The following is a 16,802-nucleotide window of genomic DNA, read 5'->3' as shown; positions in this document are numbered from 1 at the left end:
ATACTACAATATATAATACAGAGATTAGAGCCAAAATCCTTGGAGCTCAGAAAAATCAGAATCGAAGCCCCTTGAATGTGTAAAAATACTGAAGCAAACATTACTAAACCCTGCACGGAGCAATTGTTGTGGATTCCAGATATAACCCCCAATCCATAGAAGAAAAATGGCAGCAGACATGGGCTGAGCAAAACTTAGACCAGATGCCAGAAGAAACCCAAAAGCCTAAATTTTATGCCTTATCCATGTTCCCCTACCCGTCGGGAAACCTGCACATGGGGCACGTCCGCAACTACACAATCATCGATGTAATTGCCAGACTCAAGCGAATGCAAGGCTATCGCGTACTCAATCCGATGGGGTGGGACGCTTTTGGTTTACCCGCAGAAAATGCCGCCATCGAGCGCGGAATTCCCCCGGCAAAATGGACGTATGAAAATATTGCCCAAATGAAAGGCTTATTTCGCCGTCTCGGCATCTCCTTTGATTGGACAAAAGAAGTTACAACTTGTTCTCCCGATTATTATCGGTGGACTCAATGGATTTTCTTACAATTTTTAGAAGCAGGATTAGCTTATCAAAAAGAAGCCGCAGTTAATTGGGACCCCATCGACCAAACAGTCTTAGCAAACGAACAAGTAGATAACGAAGGACGTTCTTGGCGTTCCGGTGCCAAAGTAGAGCGCAAATTATTGCGGCAGTGGTTCCTCAAAATTACCGATTACGCCGAACAGTTATTAAACGACTTAGACAAATTGCCAGATTGGCCAGAAAGAGTCAAATTAATGCAAGCCAACTGGATCGGCAAATCAGTCGGCGCTTACTTAGAATTTCCGATTGTCGGAATGGATGAAAAAATCGCCGTTTTCACCACACGTCCCGACACAGTTTACGGCGTCAGTTACCTTGTTTTAGCGCCGGAACATCCACTAACTCAGCGCGTGACAACGGAAGATAGAAAAGCGGCCGTAGAAACCTTCATCAAAGAAGTCGCCGCTCAAAGCGAGATCGATCGCACAGCCGAAGACAAACCAAAGCGCGGCATCCCCACAGGCGGCAAAGCAATCAATCCTTTCAACGGCGAAGAAATTCCCATTTGGATTGCCGATTATGTGCTGTACGAATACGGCACCGGCGCAGTCATGGGAGTACCCGCCCACGACACACGAGATTTCAAATTTGCCAATCAATATCAACTGCCAATTAAAGTAGTAATTGTGGATGATGATGAAGTTCCGCTGACGGAAGCTTACACCGAACCAGGAATTATGATTAATTCCGAAAGCTTCAACGGCATGGATTCAATTAAAGGCAAAGCAGCAATAATTAAATATGCCGAAGATGCAGGTTGCGGCAAAGCGCGAGTGCAATACCGCTTGAGAGATTGGTTAATTTCCAGACAGCGTTATTGGGGCGCTCCAATTCCCGTAATTCACTGTCCCACCTGCGGAACAGTCCCCGTACCCGCATCGGATTTACCCGTATTGTTGCCGGAAAATGTACAATTTACGGGCAAAGGTTCGCCCTTGGCAAAGATGGAAGAATGGGTAAACGTTCCTTGTCCGAGTTGCGGCACTCCGGCGAAGCGAGAAACAGATACGATGGATACTTTTATCGATTCTTCGTGGTATTTCTTGCGCTATCCCGATGCTCAAAATCAAGAGCAAGTCTTCGATACGGCGAAGACAAATGATTGGATGCCAGTAGATCAATATGTGGGCGGCATCGAACACGCAATCTTGCACTTGCTGTATTCGCGGTTCTTTACCAAGGTTTTGCGCGATCGGGGTTTGATCAATTGTGACGAACCATTTAAACGCCTGTTAACTCAGGGCATGGTGCAAGCAATGGCCTATAAAAATCCTGTTACTGGCAAATACTTTCCCCCAGCAGATATAGACCCCGCAAATCCCAAAGATCCTCAAACGGGCGAAGCTTTGGAAGTCTTCTACGAGAAGATGTCCAAATCAAAATACAATGGCGTTGACCCCTTGGAAGTTATGGGCAAATATGGGGTAGATACGGCGCGGATGTTTATTTTATTCAAAGCGCCGCCAGAGAAGGATTTGGAGTGGGACGACGCTGATGTGGAAGGGCAATTTCGCTTTTTAAATCGCGTTTGGCGCGTGGTTACAGAGTTTGGTTCACCCCCCCCAGCCCCCCCTTGCGAAGGGGGGGAGAAAGAGGTTTTAAGTAAACCTGAGAAGGATTTGCGGCGGGCGATTCACACTGCAATTAAGGAAGTTAGCGACGATTTGGAGGGCGATTATCAGTTCAATACTGCTGTTTCGGAAATGATGAAACTCAGCAATGCTTTGAATGATGCTAAATGTAAAGATTCGCCAATTTATGCAGAAGGAATTAACACTTTGATTCGCTTGTTAGCGCCTTTTGCGCCGCATATTGCTGATGAATTGTGGCACAATACTGGTAACAGTGAATCGGTGCATACGCAAACGTGGCCGAGTGTGGATGCTTCTGCCTTAATTACCGATGAAATTACGCTGGTAATTCAAATTATGGGCAAAACTCGCGGCACAATTCAAGTGCCTTCGGGTGCTGACAAAGCTGCTTTGGAAAAGTTTGCTCGCGAGTCGGAATTGGCCAAGCGTCACCTGGAAGGTAAGGAGATTAAAAAGGTAATTGTGGTGCCTGGAAAGTTGGTGAATTTCGTGGTAGCTTGAGGGTAAAAGTTGCTACCTGTAGGCAACGTATCGTTTCCACACAAACACAACCTCATCCCCTTTAAACACTATCGGGCAACTATTATTTACTGTAAGAGTAGACAAGTTGCCCTTTTTTTACTAGCTTTAAGGGAATTTTAGGATTGTTTAGCGGCTCGTTTTTTAGCCTTACCTTTTCTTCCCATTCTTTAAATTTAGGTTCCAGCATTTCAGGTGTAAGTTTATAAATCTCTTTGAGAGTTATGCCTTCATACAGTCCAATATACCAAGCTTCTACTCTGCGATATTTGTCAAGTATAATTTCATTCAAATGATGGTGAGTAGTGACCCCACCGCTTCTATTGAGAGCAATATTTATTGTTTTAAGTTCGTATTCTTTTCCTTCAGCATCAATAGCATCGTTTCCTTCACGTCCCGGTGATATCCGCAACCCTAAAAGGATTAATAACTGTAAAGTCTTTCCCCCGTTATCTTGAAAAATATCCGCAATACCATATTCACTAGCCAGATTTTGCAATTCTTGGATGCTTTTCATAGCATTTTCTAGCCGTTTAGCATCTGAAATGCGTTCTGCTTCCGTGGTAACAGCTTCTTCAACAGGCTCTACAACTGACGGAGAAACTGGTTCAGCTATTAGGGTGTTAATGAGAGCTGTACTCTCGCCGCTTTGGCTAAAACTGATTAAATAAGTAGCGGGTACATCAAGCGCTTCAGCTAGAGCGAAAATAACTTCAAAGGATGGCGATCTTTCACCGCGTTCCAATAAGCTGATATAGTCAGTAGTCTTGTCTATGAGTTCTGCTAACTCGTCCTGTGTCATCCTTTTTTCTCTGCGTAACTGACTTACCTTGGCCGCAAATTGTTGTCTGGCTTCTTTGTAATTCATACCCCTCACAATTGATAAAAACGAACTTTCAGTTCGCTTTTTGAATGGTACGAAGAATTTATACAGAACACAACGTACTGAAAGTACGGATTGAGTATAACTAAAAGTACGGATTTAGATATAATGACAGTAGGCTGTGCCTCTTGTACCTTAAACTAATCTCAATTAAACATGAGTAACATTTTGCCCGCCCCAATTTACACCACCCAATACGGTCAATCTTATTTGGGAGATTCTCTTCATCTCCTGAATAGTCTTGCTAGCAATTCTGTAGATTTGGTGATTACATCCCCTCCTTTTGCATTGCAACGCCAAAAGAGTTATGGAAATGAAGATCAAGATTTATATGTTGATTGGCTGCTGGGCTTTGCTCCGGAAATTAAAAGAGTTCTCAAGGATACTGGAAGTTTTGTTATAGACCTTGGAGGTGCTTATCAAAAAGGAATCCCTGTACGATCGCTGTATAATTACCGCGTGCTTATTAGGTTATGCGACGAGTATGGATTTAAACTTGCTCAAGAGTTTTTCTGGTTTAATCCTTCCAAACTTCCATCTCCTATAGAGTGGGTGAATAAAAAGAAAATCCGGGCTAAAGATTCTGTGAATACTGTTTGGTGGCTTTCCAAAACGAATCAGCCTCAAGCGAATATTAGTAAAGTCAAAGTAGAGTATTCTGAGAGAATGAAAAAGCTTTTGAAAAATGCTGATGAATTTTACACGCCCAAAGAACGCCCTTCCGGTCACAATATTAGCGATCGATTTTCCAAAGATAATGGAGGTGCTATTCCATCTAATTTGCTAGAAATTTCTAATTCGGAAAGTAATTCTCAATACTTGCGTTGGTGCAAAGAGTTTAATGTTAAGGCGCATCCGGCACGTTTCCCCCAAAAACTACCGACATTTTTTATAAATTTTCTTACTGAACCGGGAGACTTGGTAGTAGATATTTTTTCTGGTTCTAATACTACGGGTTATGCAGCAGAACAATTATCAAGAAACTGGATAAGCTTTGAAAAAGAAAAACAATATGTTGCTGCCTCAATATTTAGATTTTTGCCTCAAGAATCCTTTGGCGAAGCGGATACAATATACAACCAATTGTTAACTGAGAAAGCATCAGGATTGATTTTACCTCAAAATAGGCTACTTTTTGAAGTTAATAATTATTGTGTTTGATTTGGCTAAATAGTCAAAATTTTATTTCAGAAATGAAACTGTCTCTTGAAAGCGCTTCTACACGAACAAATTTCTAGCAAAGAGGGACTGAAAGAGATGGTTTTAATTGTTAGTTTCAAAAAGCAATTGCACGATCGCTCCGCATTCCAATTTTAATACTGATTGAGCGCTGCCGCCATTAACGGCAATTTCTACCCAACCGTCAGAACCAGTTATGGCAATTAAATCGCCCGGTTCGCTGTCGCTGTAGGTTTTACCGCTGGGGATGCGAATTGCATCAGAACAATTGCTAATTGTCAATGACCAATTGTTACCTATAATGCAATTATTCGGGATATTAGTAATTAGGTTGCCAAAGCGATCGACATATTGAATGCAGCCTGCTGCACCTGTGGCTGTAACGGCACAATTTGGTATATCTAACTCTACTAAACTTGCAGGGTCGAGATCCTCCCCCAACTCTTCCAATGCCACCCCGTTCGCCAAGTGAGCGCCCGCAGCAGCGAAAATATCGCGACCGTGAAAAGTGCTGCTGGGTTGAGGCGATCGCCAGTATTGAGAATTCGTGAGTTCGACAGAGGATCTCGCACTTTCCCGACTCAACACCCCGCTAAACAACCCGTTATCCGGCCCGACAAGAAAGCAATTAGCACATTTAATCGCAACAGGGCGTCTCTTGCTTCCCACCCCCGGATCGACGACAGCAACGTGTACGGTTTCCGGCGGAAAATAAGCAAAAGCAGTCATCAAACAAAACCTCGCCGCCGCAATATTTTGAGATGGTATTTGGTGCGTAATGTCAATGACTTTTAACTGCGGGTTAATTTGGGCGATCGCACCTTTCATCACTCCCACATAAACATCGCTTAATCCAAAATCCGTCAGCAGAGTTATAATTCTATTTTTAGACATATATCAAAAGGTAAAAATATGGTATCACAATGGGAAAACTTTCTGCAAAACTTGGGAGAATGGCACGGTTCCTTTACCCAGTTATCCCCGCGAGGAGAGGTACTTCAAGATACTCCTAGCATTATTTCTCTCGAAAGTTTCAATGACAACAAAAATGTGCGATTAAAACTCCGTCGGTTTTCTCCAAATCCTAGCGGTGTGGGCGAACCGGAAGTGAGCGAACTTGTTCGAGAATATCAAAGTTTGGGACGAGATATCCTATTTTTTGAGAATGGAGCTTTTTCTCAGGGTACTATTCAACTAGCGCCTTATTCTGAGTGCGGTGCCGAGTTGAGTTTTATCTACAATTATCGTCGGTTGCGCTTCCCTCTGACATACAATACCAACGGCAATTTATCAAACCTTACCTTAATTCGGGAAAAGCAGCTTGATAAAAATGTCCCCGAACGTCCGCCTTTAAAAGTTGACGATTTGCTGGGAGAGTGGCAGGGCGAGGCCGTGACAATGTATCCAGATTGGCGTTCTCCTGATACCTATTCTACCAATTTACAATTGCATTTGGATGAAGCAGATCGCCTAGTGCACAAAATCACTTTTGGCAGTAATGCTAGTGTTATCACTTCTAGCGCCACCATAGACGGTTCAGTTCTGCACTTTTACGAAGGTGCTTCGCCGGTGCAAGTTGTGCTGCTTCCTGACGGCGGTTCTTGCACTTTACCTGTCAAGATTGAATCCAGAAAACCTATATTTTTCGAGGCTGGTTGGTTGGTAGAACCTGACTTGCGGTTTCGGATGATTCGCAGTTACAACGATCGGGGTGAATGGGTAAGTTTGACTTTAGTTAAAGAACGAAAAATTAGTCATTAATCCCGATCAGTTGTTGATGATTAAGATTGAGTTTGTTGGGCGGGCTAGAAGCCCAACCCTACTCCCCACAATAAACTTGATGTATTGTGGAACGGGCATCTGGCCCGTTCTAACAATAGTACAAGATATCAGCATGACAAACATTTTTCCGATTTAGGAACTGGATTTTGTTTCCTGGGTTTGCGATTGAATCACGGCACTCCAGTCATCATTGTTAACAGCAGCTTCCAAATCCTTAGCCTGTTCGCCATCACTTTTGGCGGCTGTTTCTAACTCTTTGGTAAGAGTGGAATCTGCCATTGCTTTGCGTAATTTTAGCTTCTTTTCCTCATAAGCTTTTTGTTCCTCAGCCGACATTGCCGATCGCGCTGCTTGACCTACCGTAGCCGCCCACATTTCGCTTTCAGCAGCGTTTCCAGGCGGAATGCTGCCAATTTCTGCTATCCAAGCATCCCGCAAACTTTCCATTTCTTCCCGCTTCGGGAATTTGAAAGTTTGCACGCGCAGGAAAGCGCAATTTTCGACGCCGTTTTGGGCGATGTGACCGTTGATTGAAAGCAGGATATTTCGCGAATAACCGATAAACTGAGTGTTGCGGCAAGTGTCCATTACAGCGTACACGCCGGCGACTTTCGCGTTAGTTGCCAAATCGCGCCACGTATCGATCGACATTACTTGCGTGCCGTCATTTTCTAATTCAGAAATAGCAGCGGCTGCGCTGTGTTCTGAGTCGGAACTGTATAAAAAGTTGTGCAGTCCTTCATGGGCGACAGGTACGTTTTGATGTTCAATTGCTACGTCTCGATCGGCATTCACTTGATTAGCTTCCATAAAACCCAATTCCTCAAAAAATGTCAACTTTACTCATTAAATCCCCCTTTCAGGGGCGGGCTCTCCGGCCCAACCCCTACTCCCCACAATAAAGTTCTCTTTGTGGAACAGGCCGGAAAGCCTGTTCTACTGTTTTTGTGGCCCTTATATACTTAACTTACGGCAATTTGTTGCAATTCCTCGTCAGTCAATTTAACTTCGAGCGCCTGCACAGAGTCCTCAATACTCGATACTTTGGTCGCACCGGGAATCGGAACGACGCAGGGCGATTGGGCCATCAACCAAGCTAATACTATACAGTAAACTGAAACGTTTTTTTCTGCTGCTAATTTGGCGATCGCGGGCATATCTTGCAAGCTGGTGACGCGGCGGCTTCCTCCCAAAGGACTCCAAGGAAAAAATGTCAGTTTTTCGGTTTCGCAATATTCCAGAACGCCGTCTGATTCCGGCTGTCTGTGCCACGGATTGTACTGATTCTGCACGGAGACAATTTCTACTGTATCGCGGGCACGTTTGATCTGCTCTACAGAAAAGTTGGAAACTCCAATAAATCGAATCATTCCTGCTTCTACTGCTTCTTTTGCGGGTGCTAGGGCTGCTTCGATGGTATAAGCGGGATCGGGCGAGTGGTACTGCCAAAGGTCGATCGGTTCCTTGCCGCCCAAGGCTTCAAAACTTTCGCGAATTGTCTGGCGCAAATGGTGGGGATTGCCGTTGCGCGTCCATGCACCTTGAGGCCGCATTAAGCCGCCTTTAGTGGCAACAGTAACGGCACGAGTATCTCCGGTGTACTGTTCCAAAGCTTTGGCAATCAGTTGCTCATTGTGGTGTTTGTCGGATTCATCTTGGCAGTAGGAATCTGCGGTGTCAATTAGGGTGACACCCAAATCGAGGGCGCGGTGAATTACCGCAATTGATTGATCTTCGGGCGGCCGGCCGCTTAAGGACATTGGCATACCTCCCAGACCGATCGCGCTGATAGTAAAATTACTGTTACCCAGTTTTTTTCTTTTCATTAGTTTGCCTTCCTTTGCGTGGTTGATTTCCAGTTTACATTTCAAGGATAAGTTGAAATCTTACATTTATTTAACTATCTAAGTAAATAGACCTAAATATTTTTTAGATAAGCTGTTTTGCCTTGAAAATGTATATTTCACTTACCTATTCCGCCCGTGTCAAATCCTCTCCCTCTCAAACATAATAGACAATCTAGATGTGCAGCACCTTACCTACCTAGTTAACTAGCTGGAAGCGCTGGTGTAAAAGCGGAGTGCAAATTGCCAGAAGTAGCGGGAGAACAATAACAGCCCGATCGCCAATATTCCCGCCCCTGCGATCCAAACGATTTCACCTCTCCCCAGCATGGCTTCTGCAGGCACAGTCGTCAAGAAGGCAACGGGAACTACGAAAGTGAAGAAAAATCGATAAGCGGCCGGATAAGCTGCCATTGGAAATCTACCCGCTTCTAACAATCCTTCGAGGACTTCGGTAACATTATAAATTTTGACAAACCAAATGCTGGTTGCCCCTAACATAAACCATATACTGTAAAGAGTAATAGTTCCGAATAACAGCGGTATTGCTGTTAAAAAATAGTTGCCGATTGCTACTCCCAATTTGTTAGCAGCATACAGCAGCAATACTGTGCCCAAGATTAAATCTGGGATTCCCCAAGGCGAAACTGTGTTTGCAGATAGCCAGAATTGGGAACTGATTGGTTTGAGGAGTACGAAATCGAGAGTACCTTGCTGGACTCGATCGACAATACGGCTGAGATTAGGTGCTAGAAACGTTGACGAAAAACCCTGCAAAATCGTGAAAATACCGAGTACAACTAAGGCTTCTTCCCATTTCCAGCCCGAAAACGTGTAACCAGTACGGTAGAACAAAAACAGCCCAAACAAGCTGCCTGTAAGATTTCCGAGGCTGCTGATGGCCGCGAGGACAAAGTTGATTCGGTATTCTAGTTCCGCTGCGATCGACGCACCCCAGAACAATTTCAGTACGTGCAAATATCGTCTCATGTTTGTCGCCATTTTTTGCCGTGTAAATACTTAAATTCCCATATTGTAAAGCTTGTGTGAAGTTAGCTGCTGTACTGGCTGCTCATTTCACTATAAAAATAAATTATAGATACCGCTTACTTAAGTAGTTTTTCTGAGGCATCGTATTAAGTTATTTAACAGAATTTAAACAAAAACTACAATTATGAATTTAAGTCAATCTTAAACCTCTATATTTTGGCAATTATTAAGGCAGCTTCATGTTTTGAGACAAAAATTCGTTTGATTAATTGGAAATACTAATATGTTACAACTTTTAATATTATAAATATTTCAAAAACATCTAGCCATACCCAAACGGAACACTTAGGATAGGGCATACGTACTCAAAAGGAATAGGTAATCAGAAATACGTAATGATACGTACCAAAAAGGGATCGAGAAATTGACTTAAGTAACAACACGTAAGGAAAAAAAGACATGGATGCTTTAACATTATCGAGACTGGGCGTCAAGCACACCAAGAGTGCAGTAGCCGAATCGCTGCGGATCAATACAGGATACGACGTGACAAGCCCAGTCACTTTTTACGGGATTGTCAACGAGCGCTGCAATGTTAAATGCCGCCAGTGCGAGTATTGGCGACTCAAAGAATATAAAGACGAAATGACGATCGAAGAATGGCAAAATGCCCTCTTGAGCGTCAAAGAATTTGTGGGCGAATTTTCAATCAACTTTAGCGGCGGCGAACCTTATATCAAAAAAGGTTTTCTAGACTTGCTGGCCTTCGCGAATAAAAATGGCATTCACGCGGGCGTCACCACCAACGGCTATTGCATGACCAGGGAAAACGCAGCCAAAACTGTAGCAGCCCGTCCTTTTAATGTGAATATGTCCGTTGACGGGCCGAATGCAGAACTGCACGATTATTTGCGGGGTCAACCGGGATTGTTCGATCGGCTTTCTAAAGGAATCGGTTATCTGCGCGAAGAACAAGAAAAACAGAACGTCCTGTTTCCGATCAACATCAAACCGACAATGAACCGACTCAATTTCCGCCACCTCCCGGAAATAGTCACCTGGGCTCAGGGAATTGGGGCGACGACGGTGAACTTCCAACCAGTCAACCGCTGGACGCCAGAAACATACGAGGAATTGTGGATTGAAAAAGAAGACATGGAGGAATTTTCACAAGTAATCGAGCGCCTAATTGAAATGAAGAAGAACGGCGCTCCGATTATGAACAGCGATGAAGTGTTGCGATTGATGATTCCTCACTTTGCCGAAGAAAAAGCTCCTGATTCAACTCGTCCTTGTCGCGTTGGACTGCGAAATTACTGGATTGATACGCGCGGCGATGTGAAATTGTGCGATGAGTTTCCGGTGATTGGTAATGTGAAAAACGCCAGCGCCCGCGAGATTTGGTACGGCGAAAAAGCTCAAAAAGTCCGCCGCGATACTTTGAATTGCGGCAAGCTTTGTCTGATTACTTGTGTCTCGCAAAAAACGATTTTGGACAAGGTAAAAATGGGGGTAAAATTATTAAAAAATTGAGGTTGAGCAGTGTTAATATTGCTTGTGCTTATGGTGGCCGGGTTTTATCAGAAACCCGGTTTTTTGTTTAATGAATTGTATTCCAGTTCGGTTTTGCTAAAGGAAATGGCAATGCCGTTTCCCTACGAATACAATGTTTTGTATCAGTCGTAGGGTGCGTGACGGTGAAAAATCATTGCACCGCAGCCCTTTACTATGGACTGTCACGCACCGCTTTACCTGGGCAATATTTTTCTTACCAGCGGCAGGATTCTGGGGCATATTTTTCTCGCCAGTGGCAGGATACTCAGTATCGGCGTTCCGACAAAAAGATGATATTCTCAAGTGGGCGATATCGCTTTTTCTCTTTGCCTTCCTTCTTCCGGCCGATTTCCATTTGTTCTCGATCGCGCTCTTTCTGCTCTTGTTCCTTTTCCTTGTATAATTCTAGTTGTTGGCGATCGCGCTAACATTCCCTCTCTTCCTGTTCCCGGTTCAATTCCACCTGTTCGATTGCCACCCTCCAGCGAATTGTGGATATTGCCTGCTGGAAAAAATCTTGATTAGCAATCAGGTAGTTTAAGTATTTTTCAATATCCCTTTCCATTCCCAAAAGAGCGCTAGACCTTTCTATGCCAAAAAGAGCGATCAACCTTCCCAGACACAAGAGCGATCGCATTGCTTTTACTCAATCAGTATTGAAAACATCCTGCAAGTTACGATAACCACTAATAACGCCCAAAATCTCAATACCATAACCAACTATTTGATAAAAAATGATGTATCCCATCAATGGTACACCATGTAAACTGGGAGAAAATTGTGAATACGATCGCCCCAAATATGGAAACTGTGCAATCTGCTGACATTTTTTACCAAATCCTTCCACAAAGCGATCGCCCGCATCTACACTTGGCGCCAAAAAGTAATCGGAAATTTCGGATAAATCTCGACTCGCTTCGATCGTAATAAGCAAGCGATTCATGCTCTTAATTCTCTGGCTTTTTTCACTTTATCTCTAAGTTGAGCTAATACATCGTCTGGATTGAGCAACTCACCCCGTTGTGCTTGTTCTCGTGCTATATCGATTTTCTTCGCAGTTTCTTGTACCCACGCTAAATAGTTTGGGCTGTTGCCGTCATCGGATAAAGTAACATCATCGATTAATAACAGCAAGGCCGTATTAATTGCTTCTTCAAGGGAGGGATATTGACCGTGCTTTACTAAAGCTTCAAGGACTTGGGTTTGCTCTTGGCTCAAGGTGATTTGCATTGTTACCTCGGAGGGGGGCAAGGGTTGGACAATACTTCTACTGTATCGTATTTTATTACAAAAATGCGTGAAGCAAAGCTATCCCGTAGGGAATCGCTCTTGACTGTGGCAGATAGAAAAAGGCGATTGCCTGCGCGTTGAGAAAAAGAGATAAAGTGCGATCGACCTTTCCATATCAAAAAGAGCGATCGCTTGGGCGTTGAATTAGTAGGTTAGTCGATCGCACTAGCTCTACTTTTTGCCCAAAAAATGCCATTACCAACTAAAAGTTAAAATCTGTCTCGATCGGCAACTACTTACCGCGCCCTGGCTTACAGTCTGCAAAGCCCAACGCTAAGCGAGTCGATCGAGACAACTGGCGATCGCCATTTCCACGACAGCTTCGATGGGATACTCAATAGCAGCCGCGCGGGTAATGAGGGCGATGCGGATGCGATCGGGTAGGTAAGCGAGGATGGATTGAGCGTCAGCAGCAGATAATTGCTCCTTGTTAGTGGTCTGGATGGATCTACCTCTCGGTCGGAATTTGGCGGGCTGCTTGCGGTTGTCCGTCGGTCATGAAGATTGGGAGCGATCGCAACTGAGCGCTGCTAATCTCAAGGATGCTATCATAGATTAACAGTTACTATGTCTTTATAGGTAAATGACATGAACGCTAAAGAATTGCTCCTTAAAGAAGTGGATAATATCCCCGAATTTATATTAGAAGAAGTTTGGGAGTTTCTGCAATTCCTCAAAGCAAAGTATGATAAAGATAATTTAGAAGCAAGCCTGCTCAGTGAATCTTCTTTGCAAAAAGACTGGTTAACATTAGAGGAGGATGAAGCATGGCAGAATTTGTAAAAGGTGATGTGATAGTTGTTCCTTTCCCATTTTCCGATTTAACACAAGCCAAGCGCCGACCCGCTAAGCGTAATAGCAACTTTGGCAGGAGACGATCTAATTCTTTGTCAAATTACTAGCCAGACGCTCGCCGAGCGCTATGCTATTACCCTTGAAAGTAGTGATTTTAGCGAGGGCGGACTTAACCAAACGAGCAACATTAGACCTAATCGCTTGTTTACCGCTGACCAATAAATTATACTTTATAAAGCTGGTAAGCTGAAACCTGAGAAGTTGAACGAGGAGATCGCTAAGATAGTTGAAATTCTTCACCAGTAATTCTTTATTGTCAACCGTTCCTCAGATCAAAATGCTGTTTGACTACATTGTGTTGTGCGATCGCCTGCGCGTGGAGAAAAAGAGATAAAGTGCGATCGACCTTTCCAGACCAAAAATGCGATCACACTCACCAAAAAACGAGCGAGAAGCCCCTGGCGACCGACTTGGGTAGGAAAGCGGTAGCGACTTCAGTCGCCTTGAAGTTACTTTCTTCAAAATGCGTAGCTATAGCCATCTTTTTTGTGAATTGGACTGCAATATTTATAACCAATACCTGCCACTCTTTCAGACTTGGTTGCGATATCAAAACTACCTGAAGCACGGCAGAGAACCCGCCCTACATAGCAGCCGATTTTCTTCCCTGCGGTAACGGTTGCACTGACAATATCGCCAGTCTGAAACCCTTTGTGGATTTGCACTCTGGATTTGTGCCGAGTAGGAAAGCCATAGCTATTTGTACCGCACATCTGTCGTGTCCCATGCCCTTTTGCTGTAATCAGTAACGGCTTTGAGGTTAAGACTTCGAGTGTGTCAAAGTTAGCTACACACGCAGCATCAAGCCAGTGCGATTTGGGCAACCCTAATCGATTGCGATTGAACTTAGTTTGCCCGCCCGTACCAGTAGTGACAGGTAATCCCGTCTCTTTAAGTGCATTGAACAACGCCCATCGGGTTGAGTTGACTGCTGCTGCATCTTTGAGTGGTAGTTTTGCCTGTTTGAGGATGCGGTTTAGCACGTCGGGTTTAGTCGCTAGAAATGCCCGAACATCCTGATTACCTTTCTTTTGATTGCAATCGTGACAAGCAAGCGTCAAATTGGAAACTCTGTCAGAACCACCTCTTGACTTAGCTTGAATGTGTTCAATCTCAAACGGTACATTGTCAACCGAGCAATAAGCGCACTGCCGATTCCATTTTGCCAAGAGATACTCGCGGACTTCGTAACCGTGCAATTCTCCTTGCGGATACATAACACCTGAGATTTCAGGGTTTTGCATTAGTTGCAAATCGAATCGCACTAGCTCTTGAACAATGCTGGCAATGGGTGCAAATCGAATCAACTTGCGAACCCATGTGAGTGTTGTTTCGACCCGATGCTGTAAGGATGGAGCTAGCCAACCATCAGGACGGGTGCGATTGAGGAATCGCGCCTGACGATACCGAGTTTTGCGATTGCGTCTTCCTCGCCTGAGTTGGCGACGAGACAGCAATGCTTCTTTAATTTGTTGTCCTCGATGTTGTAGTTCGGCTCCAAAGATTATCTTGTCGCTCTGCTTGAGGGCAATACCAGTAGTTTTAGAACCTGGATCGAGTTTGAGTTCTAACGGCTTAGGACTTGCGTCAACCTCTTTGTTCAAAATTATCGTAAAGGGAAATCGCCTGAAAACAGATGCTTTACCTGCGTTAAGTAATGAGCGCCCTACTCCTGGTTGACAGGGTGATAGCGGTCGCCCTTTAGTGTCTCTAACAAAAATAAAATTAGACATTTTTGCGTCTCTTCTACTTGCGTGTAATGTTAGCCTCGGCAATGTTTAATGAGCTTGTTCGGCTAAAAGCACTGTCTTAACCCGTTAGAACTGTTTAACTTTTAGCGACAGGGCAACGAACTGGCTACGCATTCGTTGGTGTCATGACTCACAAAACGGAGTCCTCAAAGGACTTAGCCTGGTCAGGTTTGGCTTGTTCCATCCCGCTCGAAGAGCCGGACAGTCTATAAGCCCCTAGCTTTAGCTATGGGGTTCCTGACACTCTCAACCAAAGATTGCCCCTCTCATTCCACTCATGGCGATCGCCCCATCACCTATAATTTTAATTAACATCCTGTCCCTCCCTTAAGCAGGGGTGGGGGGACAGGATGGGAGGGGAAACGAGACTTAAAGCGATCGATAAACGCGATAGTTAATTTCAGGGAAAATATTATCAATCTCCTCAACCTTCTCCAACCAACCCGAATCAACTTTCCCTTCTTTCACTTCATCGTACAGCTTGTGAAAGCGCATTAAGTGCGATCGAGTCCGGCGCACTGCATAGGGCACCATCGTTCCTGTACGCATGATAAACGCCCAGTCAGAAGATTGAGCTAGCAGCACTTCCCGCGCGGCTTGGTTCAAAGCGCGCCACTGCAACTCATCCGCAGGTTCCATGCTTCCCAACTCAATCATCCGTTCCGCAGCTTTGTGCAAGTGCGGGTAAATCCAAGCATTGGTATCGTTGAGCCAATATTCGTGGAAACCCCGGAAACCCCAGCTAGACTGAGACGGGCGGCACACTTGCTGAGTCCGATTTCCCCGCAAATAATCGGCTAAGTGCGTCATCTCGTAGGTATTTTGGTCGTACCAACTCTTGCGGAACAGGTAATCTAAGAACCAAGGCCCTTCGTACCACCAGTGACCGAAAAGTTCGGCGTCGTAAGGCGAAACAATAATCGGCGGACGCTGCATAATGCCGTTGAGGTGTTCGACTTGGCGTTCCCGGTTAAAAGCAAAGTTGCTGGCGTGTTCCGCTGCTTTTTCCCTTGCCCAGTACGGATCGTACAACTGTTTATCGCCTAAACCCAATCCGCGACCGGTGATTTTGTGATATTTAATCCCGGTATTTTTCCGCTGGCCGTTGGGCATGATGTAGGGCTTAATGTAATCGTAGTCAGCTTCCCAGCCCAAATCTTTGTAGAATTCGCGGTATTCGGCGGCGCCGGGATAGCCGACTTCGGAAGACCAAACCTGCTGCGAGGATTCGTGATCCCGGCCGAAGGCTGCGACTCCGCATTCGGTGAAAATTGGGGCGTAGCTGCCGTAGCGGGGACGCGGGCGGGCGTAGAGGATGCCGTGACCGTCTGTGAGAAAGTAGCGGAGGCCTGCGTCGGCTAACATCCGCTCTAAGCCTTCATAGTAGGCGCATTCGGGCAGCCAAATGCCTTTTGGTCGGCGGCCGAAGTTTGCTTCGTAGTTGTCGCAAGCTACTTGAATTTGTGCCCAAACGGCTTCGGGGTACATTTTCATCAGCGGTAGGTAGCCGTGGGTGGCACCGCAGGTGATGATTTCGAGGTTGTTGGTATCTTGGTGTTCTTTGAAGGCTTTGACTAAATCTCGATCGTACTTTTCCCAAAAGTTGCGGACTTGAGAGAAATGGGCGGCGTAATGTTCTGCCAAATAGCGGAGGTGGCCGTTTCCGCTGTTGTGTTCGATTTCGAGATCGGCTAATTCTTCGAGTTTGGCCAAGTGGTCGTCGAAGCGGTCTTGCAGCAAGGGGTCGCGCAGCATTGCCACCAAGGGCGGCGTCATGCTCATGGTAATTTTAAAGTCGATGCCGTCGCGCTTGAGCCCTTCAAAGACTTGCAGCAGGGGAATGTAGGTTTCCGCGATCGCCTCAAACAGCCATTCTTCTTCTAAAACGTAGTCGCTTTCCGGGTGGCGGACAAAAGGCAAGTGGGCGTGGAGAACGAGGGCGAGGTAGCCAATAGTCATAGTGATTTGGATG

Annotated in this window: 16 protein-coding genes; 6 read left to right on the top strand and 10 right to left on the bottom strand. The window is 45.0% G+C overall.

The features are described 5' to 3' along the window. Positions 1-128 precede the first annotated feature (128 nt). On the top strand, positions 129-2,684 hold the full coding sequence (leuS, locus tag QUB24_RS03640; RefSeq protein ID WP_333150737.1) for a leucine--tRNA ligase: 2,556 nt from the start codon (positions 129-131) through the stop codon (positions 2,682-2,684). An 82-nt stretch (positions 2,685-2,766) separates the two neighbouring features. Here leuS and QUB24_RS03635 read toward each other — a convergent pair whose 3' ends face one another. Next, positions 2,767-3,570, bottom strand: coding sequence for a helix-turn-helix domain-containing protein (locus tag QUB24_RS03635; protein WP_333150735.1), 804 nt, complete (start codon positions 3,568-3,570; stop codon positions 2,767-2,769). Between the two features lie 279 nt (positions 3,571-3,849). Between QUB24_RS03635 and QUB24_RS03630 the strand changes: the two genes are divergently transcribed. After that, the gene (locus tag QUB24_RS03630; RefSeq protein ID WP_333150940.1) at positions 3,850-4,746 is read left to right on the top strand and encodes a site-specific DNA-methyltransferase; all 897 of its coding nucleotides are present in this window, start codon (positions 3,850-3,852) and stop codon (positions 4,744-4,746) included. 102 nt (positions 4,747-4,848) lie between these two features. On the opposite strand, the gene QUB24_RS03625 is transcribed toward QUB24_RS03630, so the two are convergent. Continuing rightward, on the bottom strand, positions 4,849-5,658 hold the full coding sequence (locus QUB24_RS03625; RefSeq protein WP_333150733.1) for an SAM-dependent chlorinase/fluorinase: 810 nt from the start codon (positions 5,656-5,658) through the stop codon (positions 4,849-4,851). Positions 5,659-5,676: 18 nt separating this feature from the next. Here QUB24_RS03625 and QUB24_RS03620 point away from each other — a divergent pair, with 18 nt between their 5' ends. Continuing rightward, positions 5,677-6,525, top strand: coding sequence for a DUF3598 family protein (locus tag QUB24_RS03620; RefSeq protein ID WP_333150732.1), 849 nt, complete (start codon positions 5,677-5,679; stop codon positions 6,523-6,525). 153 nt (positions 6,526-6,678) lie between these two features. On the opposite strand, the gene QUB24_RS03615 is transcribed toward QUB24_RS03620, so the two are convergent. The 3 genes from QUB24_RS03615 to QUB24_RS03605 all read right to left on the bottom strand — a co-directional run bounded on the left by QUB24_RS03615 (position 6,679) and on the right by QUB24_RS03605 (position 9,392). Further along, on the bottom strand, positions 6,679-7,356 hold the full coding sequence (locus tag QUB24_RS03615) for a GIY-YIG nuclease family protein (RefSeq protein WP_333150730.1): 678 nt from the start codon (positions 7,354-7,356) through the stop codon (positions 6,679-6,681). Between the two features lie 152 nt (positions 7,357-7,508). Next, a complete protein-coding gene (locus QUB24_RS03610) occupies positions 7,509-8,372 on the bottom strand; it encodes an aldo/keto reductase (RefSeq protein WP_333150728.1) in 864 nt (287 codons plus the stop codon). 225 nt (positions 8,373-8,597) lie between these two features. Then, positions 8,598-9,392: an ABC transporter permease gene (locus tag QUB24_RS03605; RefSeq protein ID WP_333150726.1), complete on the bottom strand. Its 795-nt coding sequence runs from the start codon at positions 9,390-9,392 to the stop codon at positions 8,598-8,600. A gap of 447 nt (positions 9,393-9,839) precedes the next feature. Between QUB24_RS03605 and QUB24_RS03600 the strand changes: the two genes are divergently transcribed. Both QUB24_RS03600 and QUB24_RS03595 read left to right on the top strand, forming a co-directional pair. Then, positions 9,840-10,913, top strand: a complete 1,074-nt coding sequence (locus QUB24_RS03600) for a radical SAM protein (protein WP_333150725.1) — start codon at positions 9,840-9,842, stop codon at positions 10,911-10,913. Between the two features lie 9 nt (positions 10,914-10,922). Next, positions 10,923-11,066, top strand: a complete 144-nt coding sequence (locus QUB24_RS03595) for a hypothetical protein (RefSeq protein WP_333150723.1) — start codon at positions 10,923-10,925, stop codon at positions 11,064-11,066. 292 nt (positions 11,067-11,358) lie between these two features. Here QUB24_RS03595 and QUB24_RS03590 read toward each other — a convergent pair whose 3' ends face one another. From QUB24_RS03590 to QUB24_RS03580, 3 genes are read right to left on the bottom strand one after another with little or no spacing between them, the layout of a single operon-like run. Continuing rightward, complete coding sequence (locus QUB24_RS03590; protein WP_333150721.1) at positions 11,359-11,571, bottom strand: hypothetical protein; 213 nt, start codon at positions 11,569-11,571, stop codon at positions 11,359-11,361. A 9-nt stretch (positions 11,572-11,580) separates the two neighbouring features. Next, positions 11,581-11,877 carry a type II toxin-antitoxin system RelE/ParE family toxin gene (locus QUB24_RS03585; protein WP_333150719.1) on the bottom strand — a complete coding sequence of 99 codons (297 nt, stop codon included), beginning with the start codon at positions 11,875-11,877 and terminating at the stop codon, positions 11,581-11,583. Further along, entirely contained in the window at positions 11,874-12,164 is a 291-nt protein-coding gene (locus QUB24_RS03580) for a hypothetical protein (protein WP_333150717.1), read from the bottom strand. Before QUB24_RS03580 ends, QUB24_RS03585 begins: the two co-directional genes overlap by 4 nt. 648 nt (positions 12,165-12,812) lie before the next feature. On the opposite strand from QUB24_RS03580, the gene QUB24_RS03575 reads away from it, so the two are divergent. Further along, positions 12,813-13,007 (top strand): hypothetical protein, encoded by a 195-nt coding sequence (locus QUB24_RS03575; RefSeq protein ID WP_333150715.1) that lies wholly within the window; start codon positions 12,813-12,815, stop codon positions 13,005-13,007. Between the two features lie 530 nt (positions 13,008-13,537). Here the strand turns inward: QUB24_RS03575 and iscB are convergent. Next, entirely contained in the window at positions 13,538-14,812 is a 1,275-nt protein-coding gene (iscB, locus tag QUB24_RS03570) for an RNA-guided endonuclease IscB (protein WP_333150713.1), read from the bottom strand. Between the two features lie 387 nt (positions 14,813-15,199). Further along, positions 15,200-16,789, bottom strand: coding sequence for a glycoside hydrolase family 57 protein (locus tag QUB24_RS03565; RefSeq protein WP_333150938.1), 1,590 nt, complete (start codon positions 16,787-16,789; stop codon positions 15,200-15,202). Positions 16,790-16,802 lie beyond the last annotated feature (13 nt).

Source organism: Microcoleus sp. B9-D4 (assembly GCF_036705105.1).
GTDB lineage: Bacteria > Cyanobacteriota > Cyanobacteriia > Cyanobacteriales > Microcoleaceae > Microcoleus.
The sequence above is the reverse complement of the archived record's forward strand: the minus strand, read 5'-3'. Positions and strand labels throughout refer to the sequence as shown.

Coding starts and splice junctions, on each gene's coding strand:
- QUB24_RS03600 (WP_333150725.1), top strand. CDS start 9,840: ATGGATGCTTTAACATTATCGAGACTGGGCGTCAAGCACACCAAGAGT.
- QUB24_RS03580 (WP_333150717.1), bottom strand. CDS start 12,164: ATGCAAATCACCTTGAGCCAAGAGCAAACCCAAGTCCTTGAAGCTTTA.
- iscB (WP_333150713.1), bottom strand. CDS start 14,812: ATGTCTAATTTTATTTTTGTTAGAGACACTAAAGGGCGACCGCTATCA.
- QUB24_RS03585 (WP_333150719.1), bottom strand. CDS start 11,877: ATGAATCGCTTGCTTATTACGATCGAAGCGAGTCGAGATTTATCCGAA.
- QUB24_RS03610 (WP_333150728.1), bottom strand. CDS start 8,372: ATGAAAAGAAAAAAACTGGGTAACAGTAATTTTACTATCAGCGCGATC.
- QUB24_RS03625 (WP_333150733.1), bottom strand. CDS start 5,658: ATGTCTAAAAATAGAATTATAACTCTGCTGACGGATTTTGGATTAAGC.
- QUB24_RS03605 (WP_333150726.1), bottom strand. CDS start 9,392: ATGGCGACAAACATGAGACGATATTTGCACGTACTGAAATTGTTCTGG.
- QUB24_RS03590 (WP_333150721.1), bottom strand. CDS start 11,571: ATGCGATCGCTCTTGTGTCTGGGAAGGTTGATCGCTCTTTTTGGCATA.
- QUB24_RS03615 (WP_333150730.1), bottom strand. CDS start 7,356: ATGGAAGCTAATCAAGTGAATGCCGATCGAGACGTAGCAATTGAACAT.
- QUB24_RS03575 (WP_333150715.1), top strand. CDS start 12,813: ATGAACGCTAAAGAATTGCTCCTTAAAGAAGTGGATAATATCCCCGAA.
- QUB24_RS03620 (WP_333150732.1), top strand. CDS start 5,677: ATGGTATCACAATGGGAAAACTTTCTGCAAAACTTGGGAGAATGGCAC.
- QUB24_RS03635 (WP_333150735.1), bottom strand. CDS start 3,570: ATGAATTACAAAGAAGCCAGACAACAATTTGCGGCCAAGGTAAGTCAG.
- QUB24_RS03565 (WP_333150938.1), bottom strand. CDS start 16,789: ATGACTATTGGCTACCTCGCCCTCGTTCTCCACGCCCACTTGCCTTTT.